This is a genomic window from Zarconia sp. (assembly GCF_057467645.1).
In genome coordinates this window covers 26,207-44,428 of record NZ_JBRJXU010000111.1, presented here as the reverse complement: position 1 = coordinate 44,428, position 18,222 = coordinate 26,207, and the positions used below count along the sequence as shown (strand labels likewise).

The following is an 18,222-nucleotide window of genomic DNA, read 5'->3' as shown; positions in this document are numbered from 1 at the left end:
AGTTTGATATAATGACTGAGGCGCGCAAAAATGTGGCTCGAACCAGTTGTTCGCAACTGTCATTTGTAACCCGTTTGCCACCTATGGGGACATGGCCAAGTGGTAAGGCAGGAGACTGCAAATCTCTTACCCCCGGTTCGAATCCGGGTGTCCCCTTTGAGACTCCACGACACAACTGGCGTTAGTAAATCCCTTGCCAAATTGTATTGCTAAATCCGATGAGCGATCTGCCTCCCGTACCCGACCTTTCTCAATCTTCTGAAACCCCCACAGCCCCCGAGATGAAGTACGGCGAACGGGAAATTGCTGAAGGGAAACTGATTACCTTTCCCAATCCTCGTATCGGACGGCGCTACGATGTGAACGTCACCCTACCGGAATTTACCTGTAAGTGTCCGTTTTCGGGCTATCCCGACTTTGCAACCATCTACATCACCTACGTTCCCGATGAAAAAGTGGTGGAACTCAAGTCGATTAAGCTTTATATCAACAGCTATCGCGATCGCTATATCTCTCACGAAGAATCGATCAACCAGATTCTCGATGATTTCGTCGATGCCTGCGATCCCCTCGAAGCGACGGTAAAGGGTGACTTTTACCCTCGGGGCAACGTGCATACCGTGATTGAAGTGCGCCATCAAAAGTAAGATACACTCTCTATTGGAGTCCAGTCCTCGGATTGACTGACACAAGTTTGTTGCTTGCCAAAGGTGAGTGGTGCGATGCATCCCTTAAAATCGCGATCGTATCGCTCTCAATCCCAGTCAAATTTCCGCCCCAGAAAATCTTCTAATTTTTGATTGTGGGGTCGGTAGAAGTCCTGCAAACGCGAGAGTAAATCCGGATCGATATCCTTGGGGTAACTTCCGACATTTCTAGGCGTATAGTTAATACTTTTATTCTCGGGGAGACCGAGAAAGTCGCAAACTTGTTTCATTACGCCTGCGGGGTTTCGAGCCAAGTCCTCGTTACTCAAAATGAGCATCTGTTCCCTTGGAAAAAGTTTCATCCACCTTTCCAAGTAATACACGTATAGACCCCGGCCCAAATGCTCTTGATGATGAATCGAATGATTTTCTAGGGCTTGCGGGAAATTTGTGACTCCTTCCAAAAACTCAAGCTCTGAGATCATCGTAGCGGCAAAAGGTTGTTTTCTGTATTCAATCGAATGATTGTAGCGTGATATAGCACGTTCGATCGGATTTCTAAAAATAGCAATAAGTTTAATATTGGGAAACCAATTAGAAACTATCGTTTCGATTTTAGGACACCAGTTACTTGTACTTGCTTCTCCAGTCAAAAACTGACTGTTCTCAGAGCGAGGTGGAAAGTGAGCTAAGTAAAACTCTTTTTCTGAATCTAATAAAGACCAATCTCCCTGTTTCTCAACGATTTTGAGTTTGGGAATAACACTTTTTAAATACTGTGGCTCTTTAACAATTGCTTTCAAAATTTGTGGATGTTGAATCAAATATTGATAGATTGCACTAGTCCCACACTTTGCAACACCAATTATCAAAAAATCTGGAGCTTTCAGGTCACCACACTTCCAAAACTGACGAACAAACTTAGGTTTTGTTTTTGTAAGTTGATGATAGATTGATTTTTTAGAATAAGAAATCGCTTCTGTAAATTCACCTTCCCAACCCAGCTTTTGAGCAAATCTGTAGTATTGAGTTGGCTCCATTGTGTCTATTTTTTCTAGACTCTCTTTCATTATATTTTTCAGTAAAACCCACTCATCATAGGAATGTTGATAGAGGTACTGATAATGCTGTATCCGCAAATTTGGGTTAATTTTAAGAGCTTTTAAGCCATATTGAAAGCCCTGTTCCCGATCTCCTTTTTGACAGAGTAGTTTTCCGAACTGAACAAGAGCTTGCCAGAACTGGGGTTGAAATTTCAGAGCTTTTCGATAAAAAATCTCTGCCTCATCGAGCAAACTTTTTTTTTCTAGACCAACGGCTACATAGTAATGCAACCAAGAACTATTGGGTTGAGTTTGAATTGCTTCTTGGAAGAAAGAAATCCCTCGCTCGAGCATTCCCTGTCTCGTCGCGAGGTTAATAAAAATTCTGCCTAACTCTTCATGAACTTGTTCTATTCGATCTGAGTTCGTGTCTTGGATGACTTCTTGGTAACTTGAGATTGCCTCTTCTAGACTCTTATGCTTGGATATGAACTTTGCGTAAGTCGCGAGAAGTTCTTGAAAATATTTATCATTTACTGGTTTTATTTTTACGAGTTTTTTGCGGTAATGAATTGCTTTATCTAATTTTTTCGTTTTTTCGTAAATTATAGCTAAACGCTCGAGTGCTGGAAACAAACTGGGTTCAAGCTGAAGTGCTGCTTCTGCCGCTTCAATTGCCCGATCGAGCTGATTTAGAACGAAGTATAACTCTGATAACTGTAGATAGAACTCAGGGTTTTGGGGGTGTAGGCTAATCGCTTGTCGATAAGTGGAAATCGCCTCATCTAGCCGCTTTTGTTTGGCTAATGCCTCTCCTAATTCTCGATAAATACTTGCCGGTGGCTTTAGCAAAGCAATGGCTTTCTGATAGGTTGAAATACTCTCCTCGGTCTGTCCTTGCTTCATCATCAATCGTGCTAACTTAGCCTGTTCTATACCATCATCCGGCTGTAGTTGGGTAATCTGCTTGCAGTAGCCAAGCGCACGATTGAATTCTTTTTGCAGTGTATGAATTTCAGTTAACTGTTTTAACGCTGGTATCCAATCTGGATCGATCTGGAGCGCTTGCTGGTATTGCTCGATCGCTTGAGTGAGTTTGCCTTGTTTTTTGAGCTGGTTTCCTTTCTGCGTGTAAGCTTGAATTTCGGATCTTTTTTCAGCAGATTTCCGAATTTTCATAGTTTTATTAAACATCAGTTTTTTTTTGAATTTATTATCGAGTCAAAAGAAGAGCTTACACTCAGTTCTAAGACTTGCTGATATTTAGGTTCAACAGAGTTTTGAATTAACTCCCGAGTCGAATGGTTAATCGACTCGATGTACTGTTTCGAGTACCCCGATTTAAAGGGGAATTTTTTGACTCCGCAACGAATATCGTCTTCTGTTATCGCTAGTCCCATAAAATCCATGACGCGATTCAATTCATGGACGGTATCCCCTGTGGATGCTTGTTGATGACTGAGAAAAAAGCATCGATCGGGGTATTGCTCTTTCTGATTTATGTAAAATTCCAACATCTGTTCGTAATATCTTGCCAGATAAATCATAGTTGCATTGATTTCTTCTGGATTTTTCTCAATTTCTTCCGAGTTTAAAAGGAGAGCGGCAGAGGTTAAGCAAGCCATGGGTTCTCGGAATAAAAAGATGACTTTACTAGACTGACAATCAATAATATGATGGGTCTTAATGAGTCGCAGAGATAAATTGAGAGAGCGAACCGATTCCGGACTGATACTCGCTTCCCTTTGGTGCTTCATCAAGTATATGTCTGGAAATATATCTTCGAGTTCGTACTCTTTGTCTCCGCTCTTAAAACAAATGTAGTTGACACCTTTGTCCGTTTTTTTTCTAACTAACTCGAGCGCCTCAATATCGACACCTTTAGATTGAAGCAGGATAGCCGCCAGCAATAACCGGAGCCAACCATTTCCCGATCGAGGAAAGGAGCACAAAAAGAAAGGAAAGGGTTGAAAAAAATCGGGATTCTTCCTTTGCCAATTTTGATAAAATTCTAAATCAACCGTTTTCTCAATAAAATGAGATGTAAATGGCATAACTATATGACCCTGCATTTTAATTTTTATTCCTCCAAGTATATCAAAAGTCGTTCGAGTATTAACTAAACGTAATAAAATGCCGGTTTTGTACCCAGAAACTGACCGATCGCTTATCCTCAGATGAAAGTGGCTGGATATCTGATGCCTCTCGGGTTAGTTAAACTGCTTATTTTCTCGAAGTTATTCGACTCGTACTCCACCCAGCAAACTTGGCCGACTCTCGAGATTCTCTGCATTTCCATTTGACAAAGTTCTTGCATGAGCGTACACCATTACTTTTTGAATTGGAAAAGTTCTAGTACTTACCCCTCAGACTATCATTCTCTATTCGGTCAATACCGAACGTTACCCCTAACAAAATTTCGATTGACTTTCACCCGTCAAGTATCAAGTCAGTGAAGTTGAGTTCCATCGACTCACAACTACGCTTCTAACTTTCGACACCCATCCAACGGCTATACCCTGACATTCTTCCCAAGGACATCCCCCTACTCCAGGTCGTGTTTTATCCATGTAAAGTCACCACCGTTTCATTGGATCGTTCGGACTCCATGTCAACCGTCTGGATCGCAATTTTCTCCACCAACACGCTAGCCTGTCGGTGGTCTTGGGGAGATAACTGACGAACTGCCGGAGAATGCAACGAGAGGAGGAACGGTGCTTGGGGAGTTAAGATGTTGGACGGAACGCTTCCTGAGAGTTGCCAACAGCCGTCTTTTTGGGGTTCAACTTCGACCGGAATCGGGTTGCCATTGACTTTGAGGGTGAGGTTTTCGAGGAACTGCGGTACAATCGCCGTTCTTCCCCGAACCCCGACGAGTAAGGGTTGAGTCACATCTATGCCAGCGATAATGACATTTCCCACCCGTTCCATCCATCGCATGGCAACTCCATCGACGTTTTCCCAGGGAAACCAACCCGTTCCTTGCAACGTGCCATCCATAACAATCATTTTCTCCGTTGCATCCCGTGTTTGTGCGTTCCCGAGTTCGTGCCAGTTTAAGTTGGGGATAAATCGAATCTTTTCGATTAAAACCGCAAGCTTTCGATGGGAACTATCTTCTTGTATCTGATGGGTTTTCAGGGTGAAGAAGTTGAGTCCGGGTTTGAGTTGAACGGGGAAGATTAAACTATTTTCTTGACGAATTTCTGAGTGTTCGACTAATGTTTGGATGAGTAAGCGATCCTCTTGCCAAATTTCTAAAACTTGATCGGGACAAACATTGCGGTACGCTAGAAGGAGATGTCCCTGTTTTGGCGCTTGGGTTTCGAGAACGAACTTACTTTCTGGGGATAGGGCCCAACGACTGAAACCGTTTAAATTGAGATCGGGATACGGGGATTCGATCGCCCCAAAACCAGCGAACAAACAACCGCTGATTTCTTGAGTTTCAAGGATACAATTATCGAGCTGATTATTGGGCAAATATTTGACGCAGAGTGCAGAACTCAGTTGCGGGGGAGTCACCGCAACTTTGCTAATCGGAGCAATTTGCAGTTTCTCCAACCAATTGACGCGATCGAGGGCGACGACTAAACTTTGATAGGTGGCATGAATCGAAAAATGACTGGCCACATGAATGGGCGCAGATCGACTTAACTGTTCTAACTGTTGGGAATCTCGATACAGTTCCGTAATGGTTGCCGCTAAAGCTTGTGGCGTTGTTTCGGGCACCAGTCGCCCCGTAACTCGATCGCAGATTGCCTCAGGAACTCCACCCACCGCATATCCCACCGCTGGCGTTCCACAAGCGGCGGCTTCGACAAAGGTTAAGCCAAAGGCTTCTTCTAAACTCGCACCCACAAATACATCGGCGGCGCTGTAGTAGTAGGCGAGCAAGTGACGATTTTGAATAAATCCGACGTGCTGAATTTCGCAATTGACCCCTTCAATTTTAGGGGAACCATAACCAAATGCGACGAGTAAAATATTATCGGCGCTGACAAGTTTTAAGGCTTCTATCAGATGTCGTCCGCCTTTGCGTTCGTCTTCAAGGGAGGTGGAACCGGTGAGGATAATAAATCGATTTTGGGGCAATCCCAAGCGTTGGCGGCATTCTTGTGGGTTTCTGGGATAAAACGTCTCGAGATCGATGCCCAGGGTAATCTTCTGGATTCGGGTTTCAGCTAAATCTCGATCGGGTAAACTCGACTGCAAGGCGTACCGCGCCCAATCCGTCGTCCACTGACTGTTTCCCAGTACCAAAAAATTAGGGTTGTTGACGAGCAGTTGGCGTTTGCGATCGAAGGTGGATTGAATCCGATCCGGTGCTAAGGCGGGATATCGATCGAAGGTCGGACAGGTACGATCGCACGACTGAGTATACTTGTCGCAGGAACCCACGTAAGCGCAACGCCCCGTGAGCAACCAGCGATCGTGCATGATAAAAATGGTGGGATATTTCTGCGCCACCCCTTCGAGCAATTCCACACTTTCTTGGATGTTGTGCAGATTACCTACCACCACTAAATCCGGTTCCAAACTCGAAATCAGTTCCAGTGCCTGGTTCGCTGAAAATTCGATCGGGTTGGGTTCCCACCCGGAAACCCCAGCAATGGGGATGACTTGATGTCCGGCGGCTGCCAACGCCCGTCCAATTTGTTCCTGGGCGATGCCCGCCCCCCCGGAAAAGCCGATATCGCTCAACAAAACCACCCGCAGTCGATCTCGTTGGGTTGTCGGTGGGGACGTCACCGGAGAGGATGGTGCAGCGGCAAGTTGAGGCCCGAAGCGATCGCGAACCCGATCGTGCGTTGCCAGGAGTTCCGGTTTGTACTTCTGCGTCGTGCTCGTTTTTTGAGCCTCGTGCATCCGAAACTGAGCGATGGGGTGGGCGATGGGGCAAATTTTGGCACCGGCGGCGGCAAATCGCGCCCACATTTCGTAGTCCATGCTGTAGTAGAGGGATTCGTCCACCATCCCCCCCGCTTTTTCCCAAATGGCACGGGTGAAGAGGACTTCCGGTTGATGGAAGAATTTCCCCTTCAGCCAGCAGTTTTCCACATCGAGGATATCCCTCAAGGACATCGGCCCCGGTGCGGAGGAGGTGACGTGATGCAGCACTTCCCGTCGTCCCTCAAAGACCTGGCAAACCCCAGCGACAACATCCGCTTGGCTGGTGTAGAATGCGAGGGCGGCGGCGTATAATGCCCCAGGGGCGAGGCGATCGTCGCTGTTGAGCCAGGTTACGATCTCTCCGGTGGCCCGATCGAATCCTTTATTCAAGGCATGGCTTTGTCCGCGATCGGGTTCGCTGACGATATAGTGAAAACGATCGGCGTAGCGCTCGACAATTTCCATCGTGTCATCCGTCGAACCGCCGTCGATGAAGAGATGTTCGAGATTGGGGTATTCCTGGTGGATGACGGAAAGAATGGTTTCTTCGACGAACTCTCCTTGGTTGAAAGATGGGGTGACGATCGAGATTTTCGGCCAGGGACGACCGTTGGGTAGGGTTTTGGGAAAATGGATCTGCGGGGTGACGTAGGGCCATCGATGGCGATCGACTTTATCGGTGAATTCGCCGTTGTTCGAGCGTTCTAAGGCTTCCCCGAGATTTTTGTAGACGGAAATATGAATGTTGGGGTTGAGTTCGATGGCTTTTTCGTAACAGGGGATTGCCTCAGACCATCGTCCCTGTCGGGTGAGAGTCTCTCCTAAATAACTGTAAGCCCAAGCCAGGTTTGGATCGAGTTCGATCGCCTGACGATAGCAGCGTTCCGCCTCGGACCACTGAAGCTGTTTGGCGAAGGCGTTGCCGAGTTGATAGTGAGACCGGGCAAAATGGGGGTTGAGTTCGATCGACTTTTGCAGGAATGCGATCGCTTCATCGAAGCGATCTTGCTGTCGCCAGGTTACGCCGAGTCCATAGGCTGCGCGATCGGAATTCCCATCGAGTTGCATTGCCTTCTCGTAAGCGGCGGCAGCTTCTGGCCAATGCTTTTGCTGACTGCATACATCTCCCAAACCCAGATAGGCTTTGACTAAACTCGGGTTGAGGTCGATCGCTTTTTGATAGGATTCGGCGGCCTGCGACCATTGTCCCAATTGCTGTTGCAACTGTCCCCAGTTTGAGTAAAGTAGGGGTTGATTTCGATCGAGTTGAGTGGCTTGGCGATAACATTCGATCGCTGCTTCCGGTTGGTGGAGTTGGGCGTAGATGCTACCTAAATTTGCGTGAATATCGGCAAGGTTTGGGTTACATTCAAGGGCTTTTAGATAAGCATTTTTCGCCGCTTCGAGTTCTCGTTTGCTGTAAAAAGCATTGCCCAGTAGTGCGTGAATTTTTGCGGCATTGGGTTGGATTTGTAAGGCTCGATCGCACTGGGAAATTACCTCGTCCCATTTTCCACGTTCTAAATAGGATTGGGCTTTTTCTAAGAGAGTTTTGACATCACTGGAATGGGGGGCAACGGTTATCGCAGGCAATCGAGACTGGAGAGTTGAATGTTGTAGGTTTTCGAGTCTTTGGCGTGCTTCGGTGAGGTTGGGTTGAAGTTGGAGAACTTGGCGATAGCACTCGATGGCTTCGGTGATTCGATCGCTATTTTCTAACGCGACCCCCAATGCCAGATAAATCTTGTAATGGGGCAGAATTGCCAGGGCTTGCCGGTAGGCATCGATCGCCTCCGACCACTTTTTTTGTCTGGCTAAAACCTTCCCTAAATTGTAGAGGGGTTGGGCTGGACTGGGAGAAGAGATAGGGGTGTTGGTTGTGCGCTCGGGCATTGTGTTTCTAGGTTTAAGAGTAAATCTCGCTTACCCAAATAGCATCTATTTTTTGGGAGTCATTCGTTATAAAATTGAAAGAGTCGGAAAACTAATGGCTCAATATTATGAGACAGCAATAAATTTCAATATCGAATACAATTGGAATAGAAATAAAGGGCTTTATTGTTTGGATGAGTTATAGGTAATAGGGTCTAAAAGTGCCCTAGTACCGCTACGGGTCATTAAAAATCCTGACTGTTCATAGCTTTCCGTGGTTGAGAGCCGGTCAGTTGTTTCGTCCTCGCTCACTAGCTTTCATCTCCAGATCCCAAGCTGTAACTCACAGCTTGTTAAGATTTATATGGATTTTCAGATTCTTGAGACGAAGAATAATTTGAAGAAAATAGTCACTTGAAACCCAATTCTAATCGCTCGAATTTTTGAGTAATTTTCGAGTCCGATTTGCACCAAATATTCGTAGGATATTATAGCAGATTTATTTCTGCTTTGCCATCTACAACTTCTAGAAGTTTGAGGAAAATTTAAAGTTTTAATTCGAGGCTCGATCGCCAGACCGCTTCGCAGGAAATGACAATTAGGCGACCGGCTCTTTTACTATTTTTTTGGGTCACGCCTAGGGTGACTAAATTTTGACCTCGATCGAAGACGGTATGGGCAACAATTTTGCAGTTGCGATAGTGATTAGTAATCGGTAACTCTCGCACAAAGAGAATGTTCTCGTTCTGGCTCAAACGAACAGAAACGAAATGGAAGGTTTGGCAAATCAGAGTGATTTCGTAATCTCCCGGTTCTTCAACGTCAAATTCGAGTTCGTTGTTTCTCGCTTGCGTCCACCGGATTCCACTGGGTAGATTTTTCACCGGGTTGCAGTTCTCCATTTCCCCAAACCCTTTGCCAAAGGAAGCGGCAATCGCCGATCGAATTTCTGTGGCTGAGGCGATCGTTGAGGGACTGAAATGAACGGTATGGGGGAAGGGGGAATAGTGCCAGGATTCCAGGGCGGTACTGTACTGCAAAATTCGACCGCTAAAATCTTGTCTGAGTTCCTCGAGTTCGGTTTCCGTTTGACCGGCGAAGGTTTGCCAGGTTTCTTCATAAATCGCGAGTCCGGTTTCGCCTAAAATCGCGTCTACTTCATCGTGATACCGATCCATGGTTTCGGAGAGTTGTCCGGGTCTTTTGCGATGGGTGGCCAGAACGGCATCGACGAGCACGTAGTTGGCATGTTCGGCAAATCGCCGCCACAAATCGTAATCCCCGGCCAGTTGCAGGGAGTCCCGAACCCCCTCCACTTTTCGCCACAACCATCCTCGCCAAAAGGTTCCTTCTTGCATAATGAAGGGGAGTGCGCGACCATCGTGTAACCCAGCGGCGATCGCCTGCCGACTGAAAGGATTCGGAAGGGCTAGATTGGTGGTGATGCCTCGCTCGTCAATTAGGGAAGTTCGACCCCCCAGCCAATGGAGGCGATCGAATTTGGTGAAAATATCGGCAACGGTGGCCAGTGCGCCGGGGGCAAGGCGATCGTCGGCATTGATCCAGGCCATACAGTCACCATCTTTGAGGTTGATGCGGGCCACTGCGCGATTGATGGCATCGTACATCCCGCCATCGGGGGTGCTGGAAAAGGTAAATTCAATTCCCTCACAGAGGATGGGAATTCGATCGTTGCGCAACCGTCGTTTCCAGGCTTTTAATTTGTCGAGGGTGGCATCGGTGGAACCGCCATCTTGAACGTGATGGCGGATAGTAAAGCGGCCGGCTTGGGTGACGATGCTGTAGATGGTTTCGTCGATATAGGTTTCGCCGTTGAAGACGGGGGTGACGATACAAATGCGGGGGATGGCATCGGGGGAAAGGGCGACGAATGCCTCATCGGTTTCATTGTGCCACTCGTTGGATAAAACCACCGCTTGCTGGTAGGCGGATAAGGCTCGATCGAGATCGTTCTGTTGCCAAAAGAACTCCGCTCGCTGCCGGAAATAGACATTGACGGAGTCTGCTTGTGCTTCGATCGCCTGTTGGTAGAAACCGATGGCTTCTTCGATTTCCCCTCGTTCCGTGAGGAGATGACCTAAATGAAAGTAAAGCCAGTGGTTTTGCTCTGGTTTGAGGGTCAGGCAGCGTTTGTAGGCGGCGATTTCGGCTTCGACGTTGCCATTTTTTTTTGCGCCCATCCCAGTTCTCGTTCGAGGTCGGCATTGTCGGGATGGTATTCGGAGGCGGCTTCGTAGAGGGCGATCGCCCCTTCGATATCGTCTTGTTCCTGGAGGAGTTGACCGAGGGTGAGGTAGACCCAAATGGCACAATCTGGGTCGAGGGCGATGGCTTGGCGGTAGCTGTCGATGGCCGCTTCGCGCTGGTGGGCTTGGTTTTGAGCGGTTCCGAGCAATCGATACGCTTCTGGATTCTCTGGATAACGCTCGACGGCAGTTTGGTGAATGGCGATCGAGTCGTCGAATTGTTCCCGTTGGGCGAGGAACTCAGCTAGGGTGAAATAGACCCAAGCCGGTTGTTGGGGATCGAGGTCGATGGCACGTTGGTAGTGTTTGATGACCCCATCGGGATCTTCTTTTTTTTGGGCGAGAACGCCGAGGGATTGATAGAGTTTGGCGTTTTCGGGGTAGATTTGCAGGGCCGCTTGATAGTTGGCGGTGGCTTCGTCGAGTTTGTCTTGTTCGGTGAGTAATCGACCGAGGGTGAGGTAGACCCAGGTTTGTTGCTGGGGGTTGAGTTCGATGCCGCGAGAATGATAGGCGATCGCTCCGTCGATATCGCCTTTGAGTTCGGTTACGATCGCGAGGGAGGGATAGAGTTTGGCGTTGTCGGGATAAACTTGGAGGGCCGTTTGGTAGGTGGCGATGGCTTCGTCGAGTTGGTCTCGGTCTTTGAGTAATCGAGCTAGGGTGAAATAGACCCAAGTGGGTTGTTTGGGGTTGAGTTCGATGGCGCGATGGTACTGGGCGATGGCTCGATCGATTTCTCCGGTTTGTTCGGCAACGGTTCCGAGGGATTGATGGAGTTTGAGATTTTCGGGATAGATTTGCCGGCCCGCTTCGTAGGTGGCGATGGCTTCGTCAAGTTGTTCTCGGTCTGTGAGGAGTTGACCGAGGGTGAGATAGAGCCAAGTCTGTTGCTGGGGATCGAGTTTGATGGCTTGACGATAGCTGGCAATGGCTTCTTCGATGTCTCCCTGTTTCTCGCGAACGATACCTAAGGCGCAAAAGAGTTCGGCATTCTCGGGATAGAGCTGGGTGGCTTCTTCGTACAGGGCGATCGCTTCAGTAAGTTGGTTGCGATCGCTCAGTTCCTGGGCTTTGCTGAGGTAGGTTGAAACGAGAGCGTTTGCTTGAGAAGACATCGTGACTTTAATTCCTTATTTTTTATCCCTTGTACGCGCGTAGACACCAGTACTCCACCACACTGGTTTTTCTAGTTATAGCAGTCGCCACATTTGTTAGGACAGCTCAAATTCACACCAGTATCTTTCTTCCCCAGCTTCCCCAGCTCACCAACAAAGTGCGTCCTAATTGAACTGGCAACTGCTATATAACTCGCTTTGATTCCCCTCTCGGGAGGGGCTAGGAGTGGGTTCAGTATCATCAAATCCTCACCTGACAATCCCTCAGAATTAATGTGATAAAGCACTAGTACTCTATGTCATTAGTTTTGAAAGTTACCGTTATTCTGAAACTACTGATTTCCAAGCGTTCTATAAATGAGTAACCTAGCAGAATTAATGACATGAAGCACTAGATGTTCCCAGATTTCTCCCGACTTAATCCCAGTTAAACTTTCGTCCCAGAAATTCTTCTAATTTTTGATTGTGAGGTTGGTAAAACTCTTGCAGTCGAGAGAGGAGATTGGGATCGATATCCTTTGGGTAATGCCCTACATTTCTGGGAGTGTAGTTAATATTATGACACTCAGGCAGCCCGAGGAAATCAAAAGTCTGTTTCATCACACTAGCTGGGTCTCGCGCTAAGTCCTCGTTACTTAAGATTAAGAACTGTTCCCTCGGAAAAAGCTTCATCCATCGCTCTAAGTGATAAAAATACAAGCCCGTGGCAATATGATCGTTAAACTTTATATTTTTCAACTTCTCGAGCATTCGATCGAAATCTTCAACCTCTTCTAGCTCTTTCGTGAAAACTGTTTTTAAAGAGAATTTTTGATGACCAGTTTTTAAAAGCTGATCGTAGAAAGAAATAGCTCGCTTTATTGGATCTCTTAAGATTACAATTAGCTTAATTTTCGGAAACCAGTTATAAACGATTTTTTCAGCTCCAAATAAAAATATTGTAGCTGCACTAGCTTCTCCTGTAATAAATTGGTTTGTTTCGGATCTAGGAGGAAAATGAGCTAAATAAAAGTCTCTTTCTGATTCTAGAAATAATCTATTATTTTGTTTGCCAATTATTTCTAACTTTGGAAGCAAGCTCCTTAAATAACCTGGTTCTTTGACAATTGCAGGTAAAGTTTTTGTATGTTGAGATATATAATTATAGAGTGCAGTAGAACCGCACTTGGAAACCCCAATCAGCAAAAAATTTGGTTCTTGAAGTGTTCCATTTTTCCAATATTGACTGATATACTCAGGTTTAGATTTTTTGAGTTTATAGTAAATAGATTTTTGGTATAAATCACTAGCTTCTCTCAAGCTATCTTGTTGACTAAGTTTTTGTCCAATAGCATAATAAATAATATTTATGTTCTTCGATTTATTTTCATTTTTTTTGATGAGACTCTTAAGCAATTCCCACTCTCGATCGGAACTAGGACTACAAGACGATCTATAGTATTCGAGCGGCAAACTTGGATTATTTTTCAGAGCTTGAATAAAATACTGAAATCCTTGCTTACGATCTCCTTTTACTTTCAATAATACTCCAGCTTCTGCCAAGGCTTGCCAAAAATTGGGCTGAATTTGAACTGCCTTTTGAAAACAACTCATTGCTTCATCGAAAGAATGTTCTTTAGTGAAGCTGATTCCTAAGTAGTAGTGATACCAAGGATCATTAGGTTGAGCTGCAATCGCTTCTTGTAAGAAAGCTATAACTCGCTCTATCTGACCTTTTCTAATACCTAATTGGAGTAAGGATTGACCTAAAGATTCATGAGGAATTGCTGACCACGTAGACGGAGTTTCATTCAGCACATTTTGGTAAGTCGAGATAGCGTCTTCTAGGTCATCTTTTTTAGAAATAACTTTTGCATAGAGATCCATTAACTGGCGACAGAATATCGGATTCTCCGGTTGCAGCTTAACGAGTTGCTGGCAATAGTAGGTTGCTTTGTCGAGTTCGTTGTTCTTCTGGTATATTGCGACTAACTGATTCAAAGCCGGAAGAAACTCGGCATTAAGCTGGAGTGCAACTTCGGCTTTTTCAATCGCCTGCTCGATCTTCTTCTGTTTGAAATATAGTTCTGATTGGAGCAGATGGAATCGAGGGTTCTCAGGCTGTAAGTTAATGGCTTTTTGGTATGCTGCGAGAGCTTCTTCTGACTCTCCGCTTTTCTCCAAAGCTTTCCCCAGCTCCCGATAAATGCGAGCAGGTGGATTTGGCAAAGCGATTGCTTTTCGGTATGTGGTAATGGCTTCGTCTATTTGTCCCCCATCTATCATTGCCTTTGCTAAGTTGGCTTGTACTGTGGCACTATCCGGTTGCAGTTGAACGAGTTTTTGGCGACAGTTGAGCGTCAGGTTAAATTCTTGCTGCTCGGTGTAAATTTCTGCTAATCGATTTAGAGCGGGATGCAAGTTTGGATTAAGTTTGAGAGCTTCCTGGTATTGCTCGATCGCACGATCGAGTTTTCCTTCTTCCTCGAATTGGTTTCCAGCGTTTAGATAGACTCTACAATTGCTTAACTTTTGAGCTTTGGTTGGTGTATGCTGTGCCATGTACCTTGTATAGTGAAAATTTCAAACTTGCCAATCTCTACTTGGACTTATTTGAATTAGATGCGATAGCTCTAATATCTGGTTGAGTGACAAAAGTTTATCGATGAATCGCCAAAACTATTACTGGGTCAAGTTTTTAGCTTATCAGAGTCAAGTCAGTGCTTGCGGAGTGCTTCAGGGAGCAATGAGAGTTGACCATGAAAAGGCTCAAATATTTACCAACTCGGTTGTTTGCTCACTACGTGCGATCTCCCATCCCACACATATTCTGGAAGTTTGATCGGTCAACCAGGATATTATGACCGATTCTTTATTATCTCAAAAGCTTGAAACGCCATAGATTCTCTCGAAACAAGCTCCATGTTCAATTTTTCACCAAATCCCAGCTTTCTTGTATGAAGTATTTTCGTCCCACTCAGATGTCCTTCCTCTACTAGTTTTGGCAGACAAAAAGGTCTCATATTATAAATCTTATTATCGAGTATTTTCAGAATACCTCCTTCCTTTTCAAAAAAACCACTCTTTATTATGTCGTTAAAGTATTTTTGATCGCTATGATTACCAGTCCATACCTCTGAATCACTTAATTTAGAGATCGCAGAATTCCAAGTGTTAAAGAGTTTGTCCGTAAATGTATTTTTTTTCCAGGCAAATACTCCTGTATTAAATATTTTAGGATGTTCATAGTTTAAACAAACAGGGGGATGACCTTTAGCATAATGCGGAGCTTTAGCAATACAAAAATCGGACTCATCTAAAAAATCAAATATTTCTGAGATCTCATCTAAAACAAAAGTATCTGTATCAAGAAATAAACTTTTTGAATATGGACTTTTTTGTGGAATTTCAGTTTTGAGTTTGAAAGGATTTCGTTTTTCGTCTATCTTATAGACTGCAACATGATGATCGCTATTGCATACATCCAAAAATTGTTCTGTGGTAAAAAGGGCGATATTGAGACTTGGATTCGTTTGTGTTAAAAAGTTTTTACAATCGATGAATTCGTTAATCCACTTTTCACCTAAAGCAAGAAAAATAATCCCACAGTTTTGGTTAGTCACGATCTAAAACTCCAATAGAATGAATTACGTTACGTTGAGGTTTTCAAGAAAAGCAATTATGTGTTTTAGCAATTCTCGTAGCTATGAGGTAAAGTGACAAGCTTAAACTGTTGATTCGATAAGATTATATATGCCTCACAAACTTGGAAATTGCCACATTTATTTTTTAATAAAAATCCTCAAAAATTGTGTTATACAACGCTATATCTTCGGACATTTTACGATTGATTATATTTAATGTATTATTACTAATTTCTTTTTTTAAGAATGATTTTTTGCTGGTATTTTTACGATCGTTTATTTGGTTTTTATAATTAAATCTTTCGCAAATTTCACTAACAAAATAATCATATTTATTCAATGGTAATACCAAGTCATATTCATTATGAATAATTTTTAATGCATAGCTAGCATCAGCATGACCACAAATAAACCTACACTGCTGATTTCCTGCAAATTCATCAATAAACTCCTCAAACTTCATGTTTAAAACTTTGTCATGATTTGGATGTTCGGAATGAGTACTAATATAATTCCATAATGATATAACTCGATCAACTGGATCTCTAATTAAAGTACAAACAAAATAATTTTCCATATTTTTAAAAAGTTTTTTCTTGGCTTCTGCATAAGGTAAATGTCCAGCAATGCAAGGATATGACAATATTTTATTAATCTCTAGAGTGGAAAATTTTTTCACTGATACATCAGACCCTATTTTAGAGTTCCAAACTTTCAATACTTGCTGTTTACCAAAAATTTTGTAAAGTGTGGCTTTCAAGCTTGTTCCAGCACATTTTGGAATATGGACAAAAAATAACTTATTCTTGCTAGATCGAATCAGTTGCTCGTTCATCTTTTTCAAAATATGAAAATAAAGTAAAAATTTCAAAAGTAAAGCTCTATAAATCGATCCATTTTTTGCTTGATTGGATCGTCTTCTGATAAACTAAACTCTTTATGTCCTCGACCTTCGATTCCAACATTAAATTCAATGATTGACTTCCTGTCAGAGGTATAGGACTCGACAATACGAGTGATTTTGGACAAGTTAACACTCACTCCCATGTAGCTTGCTATCTCTTTACCTACAGTCACAGGTTCATTGGCAATATTCGAGAATTGAATTCGATGTATCTTCTCCTCTTTTAGCCAAGACTCTGCATTACTCATAATGTTAGGTAATTTTTTCAGTGCATCCTGGTAATCTTTAATTTGAGTAAAATACGATCTTTGCTGAGTGATATCTTTCCGCCGCTCAATTTCTCCCGCATCTTTAAGAGAAACAACAATATCATAAGGATCTCTGTAAGAAATTATGGCTTTTGCTAAACCTTGGTTCAGCATTGTTTCAGTTTCTTGGTCAAGAGGACAGTGAGTTTTGATGACGTAAATTTCTTCTTTGGGAATAAATTCATTGATTTTCTGTAATGTTGATCCAAGATTCTCTGGGATAAAACTTGCTCTTAACTCTTTAGGTAATTTTTGAACTAAACTTCCTCGATCGCTATGAGTCTGTGCGATGTCGATCGTCATTTGAAATGCAAAGGTACTGGCGGATTTGAGCATGCCGTAGCAAACGAATAACATAATCTTATTCCTGAAAGTTTTAATTAACTTGTCTCACATGGCAATCCAATGATATTAGTGAATTTTGATTCTCAAAGATGCCATCTTGTTTCAAAAGTTTAATTAGATTAAAATCGTTCTATTTGAGCCTCATAAATTTCCTCCAAAATATTCCGAAGATTATACTGATATTCCCACTCCGGATAATGAGACTGAAACTTCTTCACATCGGAAACATACCAAATATGATCGCCCGATCGATTATTCTCGGTATAGGTATAGTCCAGCTTCTTCCCAGACAGTTCTTCCCCAATGGAAATCGCCTCCAACATCGAACAGTGACTGTGACGAGAACCGCCCATATTGTAAACTTCTCCGCAGCGGGGATTTTGGTAGAAATGGTAGAACGCATTCACCAAATCGTAACTGTGAATATTATCTCGAACTTGCTTCCCTTTATACCCATAAATTGTATAGGGCTTACCAACAATGACGCACTTTATCAGATATGCCAGGAAACCGTGAAGTTCTGCCCCAGAATGAGCGGGACCTGTCAAACATCCCCCTCGGAAGCTAGCCGTTTTCATATCGAAATATCGACCGTATTCTTGAACTAAAATATCTGCTGCAACCTTAGAAGCTCCGAACAATGAATGCTTCGAGTTATCGATACTCATTGATTCATCGATACCTTCATTATACTGATGATTGGGGTCGATTTCCCAGCGAGTTTCCAGTTCTTTTAGGGGGAGAAAATTGGGCGTATCTCCGTAAACTTTATTCGTGGAACAGTGAATAAATACGCTCTCGGGGCAATACTGACGTGCTGCTTCCAATAATACCAACGTTCCGTTCGCATTAACAGTAAAATCCATATGAGGATCGCGAGCGGCCCAGTCGTGGGAAGGTTGTGCGGCAGTATGAATAATTAAGTCGATATCCGAAGAATATTCCTGGAAAAGATTCTCGACGGCTTCACGATCGCGAATATCTAAATGATAGTGCTTGTAGCGATTGCCGTACTCATCTTTGAGTAAATTTCGGTTCCAACTGGTGGATGCAGACTCCCCAAAGAACACCGCTCGCATATCGTTATCAATGCCGATGACATTCAAACCCAAGTTGGCAAAAAATCGCACGGACTCGGAACCAATTAAACCTGCCGATCCGGTAACCAGAATGACTGACATTGTTACCTCCCTTAATACTCA

At 44.0% G+C, this 18,222-nt stretch carries 11 protein-coding genes and 1 tRNA gene; 2 read left to right on the top strand and 10 right to left on the bottom strand.

Features of this window, described 5'->3' with window-relative positions:
- The first annotated feature begins 85 nt into the window (after positions 1–85).
- Both AC2215_RS17520 and queF read left to right on the top strand, forming a co-directional pair.
- Positions 86–156: transfer RNA gene (locus AC2215_RS17520), tRNA-Cys, on the top strand.
- 62 nt (positions 157–218) lie between these two features.
- Positions 219–647: a preQ(1) synthase gene (gene queF / locus AC2215_RS17515; RefSeq protein ID WP_486811284.1), complete on the top strand. Its 429-nt coding sequence runs from the start codon at positions 219–221 to the stop codon at positions 645–647.
- Between the two features lie 107 nt (positions 648–754).
- On the opposite strand, the gene AC2215_RS17510 is transcribed toward queF, so the two are convergent.
- From AC2215_RS17510 to AC2215_RS17465, 10 genes are all read right to left on the bottom strand, one after another.
- Positions 755–2,884, bottom strand: a complete 2,130-nt coding sequence (locus AC2215_RS17510; protein WP_486811283.1) for a tetratricopeptide repeat protein — start codon at positions 2,882–2,884, stop codon at positions 755–757.
- Complete coding sequence (locus AC2215_RS17505; RefSeq protein ID WP_486811282.1) at positions 2,884–3,744, bottom strand: sulfotransferase domain-containing protein; 861 nt, start codon at positions 3,742–3,744, stop codon at positions 2,884–2,886. The genes AC2215_RS17510 and AC2215_RS17505 overlap by 1 nt, the downstream gene beginning before the upstream one ends.
- A 508-nt stretch (positions 3,745–4,252) precedes the next feature.
- A complete protein-coding gene (locus AC2215_RS17500) occupies positions 4,253–8,476 on the bottom strand; it encodes a tetratricopeptide repeat protein (protein WP_486811281.1) in 4,224 nt (1,407 codons plus the stop codon).
- 524 nt (positions 8,477–9,000) lie between these two features.
- A complete protein-coding gene (locus AC2215_RS17495; protein ID WP_486811280.1) occupies positions 9,001–10,656 on the bottom strand; it encodes a glycosyltransferase in 1,656 nt (551 codons plus the stop codon).
- Complete coding sequence (locus tag AC2215_RS17490) at positions 10,596–11,840, bottom strand: tetratricopeptide repeat protein (RefSeq protein WP_486811279.1); 1,245 nt, start codon at positions 11,838–11,840, stop codon at positions 10,596–10,598. The genes AC2215_RS17495 and AC2215_RS17490 overlap by 61 nt, the downstream gene beginning before the upstream one ends.
- A 417-nt stretch (positions 11,841–12,257) precedes the next feature.
- Positions 12,258–14,381, bottom strand: coding sequence for a tetratricopeptide repeat protein (locus tag AC2215_RS17485; protein WP_486811278.1), 2,124 nt, complete (start codon positions 14,379–14,381; stop codon positions 12,258–12,260).
- 296 nt (positions 14,382–14,677) lie between these two features.
- Positions 14,678–15,442 carry a putative nucleotide-diphospho-sugar transferase gene (locus AC2215_RS17480; RefSeq protein ID WP_486811277.1) on the bottom strand — a complete coding sequence of 255 codons (765 nt, stop codon included), beginning with the start codon at positions 15,440–15,442 and terminating at the stop codon, positions 14,678–14,680.
- A gap of 166 nt (positions 15,443–15,608) precedes the next feature.
- Complete coding sequence (locus tag AC2215_RS17475; RefSeq protein ID WP_486811276.1) at positions 15,609–16,298, bottom strand: sulfotransferase family 2 domain-containing protein; 690 nt, start codon at positions 16,296–16,298, stop codon at positions 15,609–15,611.
- A 32-nt stretch (positions 16,299–16,330) separates the two neighbouring features.
- Positions 16,331–16,978: a sulfotransferase domain-containing protein gene (locus AC2215_RS17470; RefSeq protein ID WP_486811275.1), complete on the bottom strand. Its 648-nt coding sequence runs from the start codon at positions 16,976–16,978 to the stop codon at positions 16,331–16,333.
- Positions 16,979–17,139: 161 nt separating this feature from the next.
- Positions 17,140–18,201, bottom strand: coding sequence for an NAD-dependent epimerase/dehydratase family protein (locus tag AC2215_RS17465; protein ID WP_486811274.1), 1,062 nt, complete (start codon positions 18,199–18,201; stop codon positions 17,140–17,142).
- Positions 18,202–18,222 lie beyond the last annotated feature (21 nt).

Bases quoted from the DNA above. Each gene is read 5' to 3' on its own strand.
- AC2215_RS17510 (WP_486811283.1), bottom strand. From the start codon at position 2,884: ATGTTTAATAAAACTATGAAAATTCGGAAATCTGCTGAAAAAAGATCC.
- AC2215_RS17490 (WP_486811279.1), bottom strand. From the start codon at position 11,840: ATGTCTTCTCAAGCAAACGCTCTCGTTTCAACCTACCTCAGCAAAGCC.
- AC2215_RS17495 (WP_486811280.1), bottom strand. From the start codon at position 10,656: ATGGGCGCAAAAAAAAATGGCAACGTCGAAGCCGAAATCGCCGCCTAC.
- AC2215_RS17465 (WP_486811274.1), bottom strand. From the start codon at position 18,201: ATGTCAGTCATTCTGGTTACCGGATCGGCAGGTTTAATTGGTTCCGAG.
- queF (WP_486811284.1), top strand. From the start codon at position 219: ATGAGCGATCTGCCTCCCGTACCCGACCTTTCTCAATCTTCTGAAACC.
- AC2215_RS17505 (WP_486811282.1), bottom strand. From the start codon at position 3,744: ATGCCATTTACATCTCATTTTATTGAGAAAACGGTTGATTTAGAATTT.
- AC2215_RS17500 (WP_486811281.1), bottom strand. From the start codon at position 8,476: ATGCCCGAGCGCACAACCAACACCCCTATCTCTTCTCCCAGTCCAGCC.
- AC2215_RS17485 (WP_486811278.1), bottom strand. From the start codon at position 14,381: ATGGCACAGCATACACCAACCAAAGCTCAAAAGTTAAGCAATTGTAGA.
- AC2215_RS17470 (WP_486811275.1), bottom strand. From the start codon at position 16,978: ATGACGATCGACATCGCACAGACTCATAGCGATCGAGGAAGTTTAGTT.
- AC2215_RS17475 (WP_486811276.1), bottom strand. From the start codon at position 16,298: ATGAACGAGCAACTGATTCGATCTAGCAAGAATAAGTTATTTTTTGTC.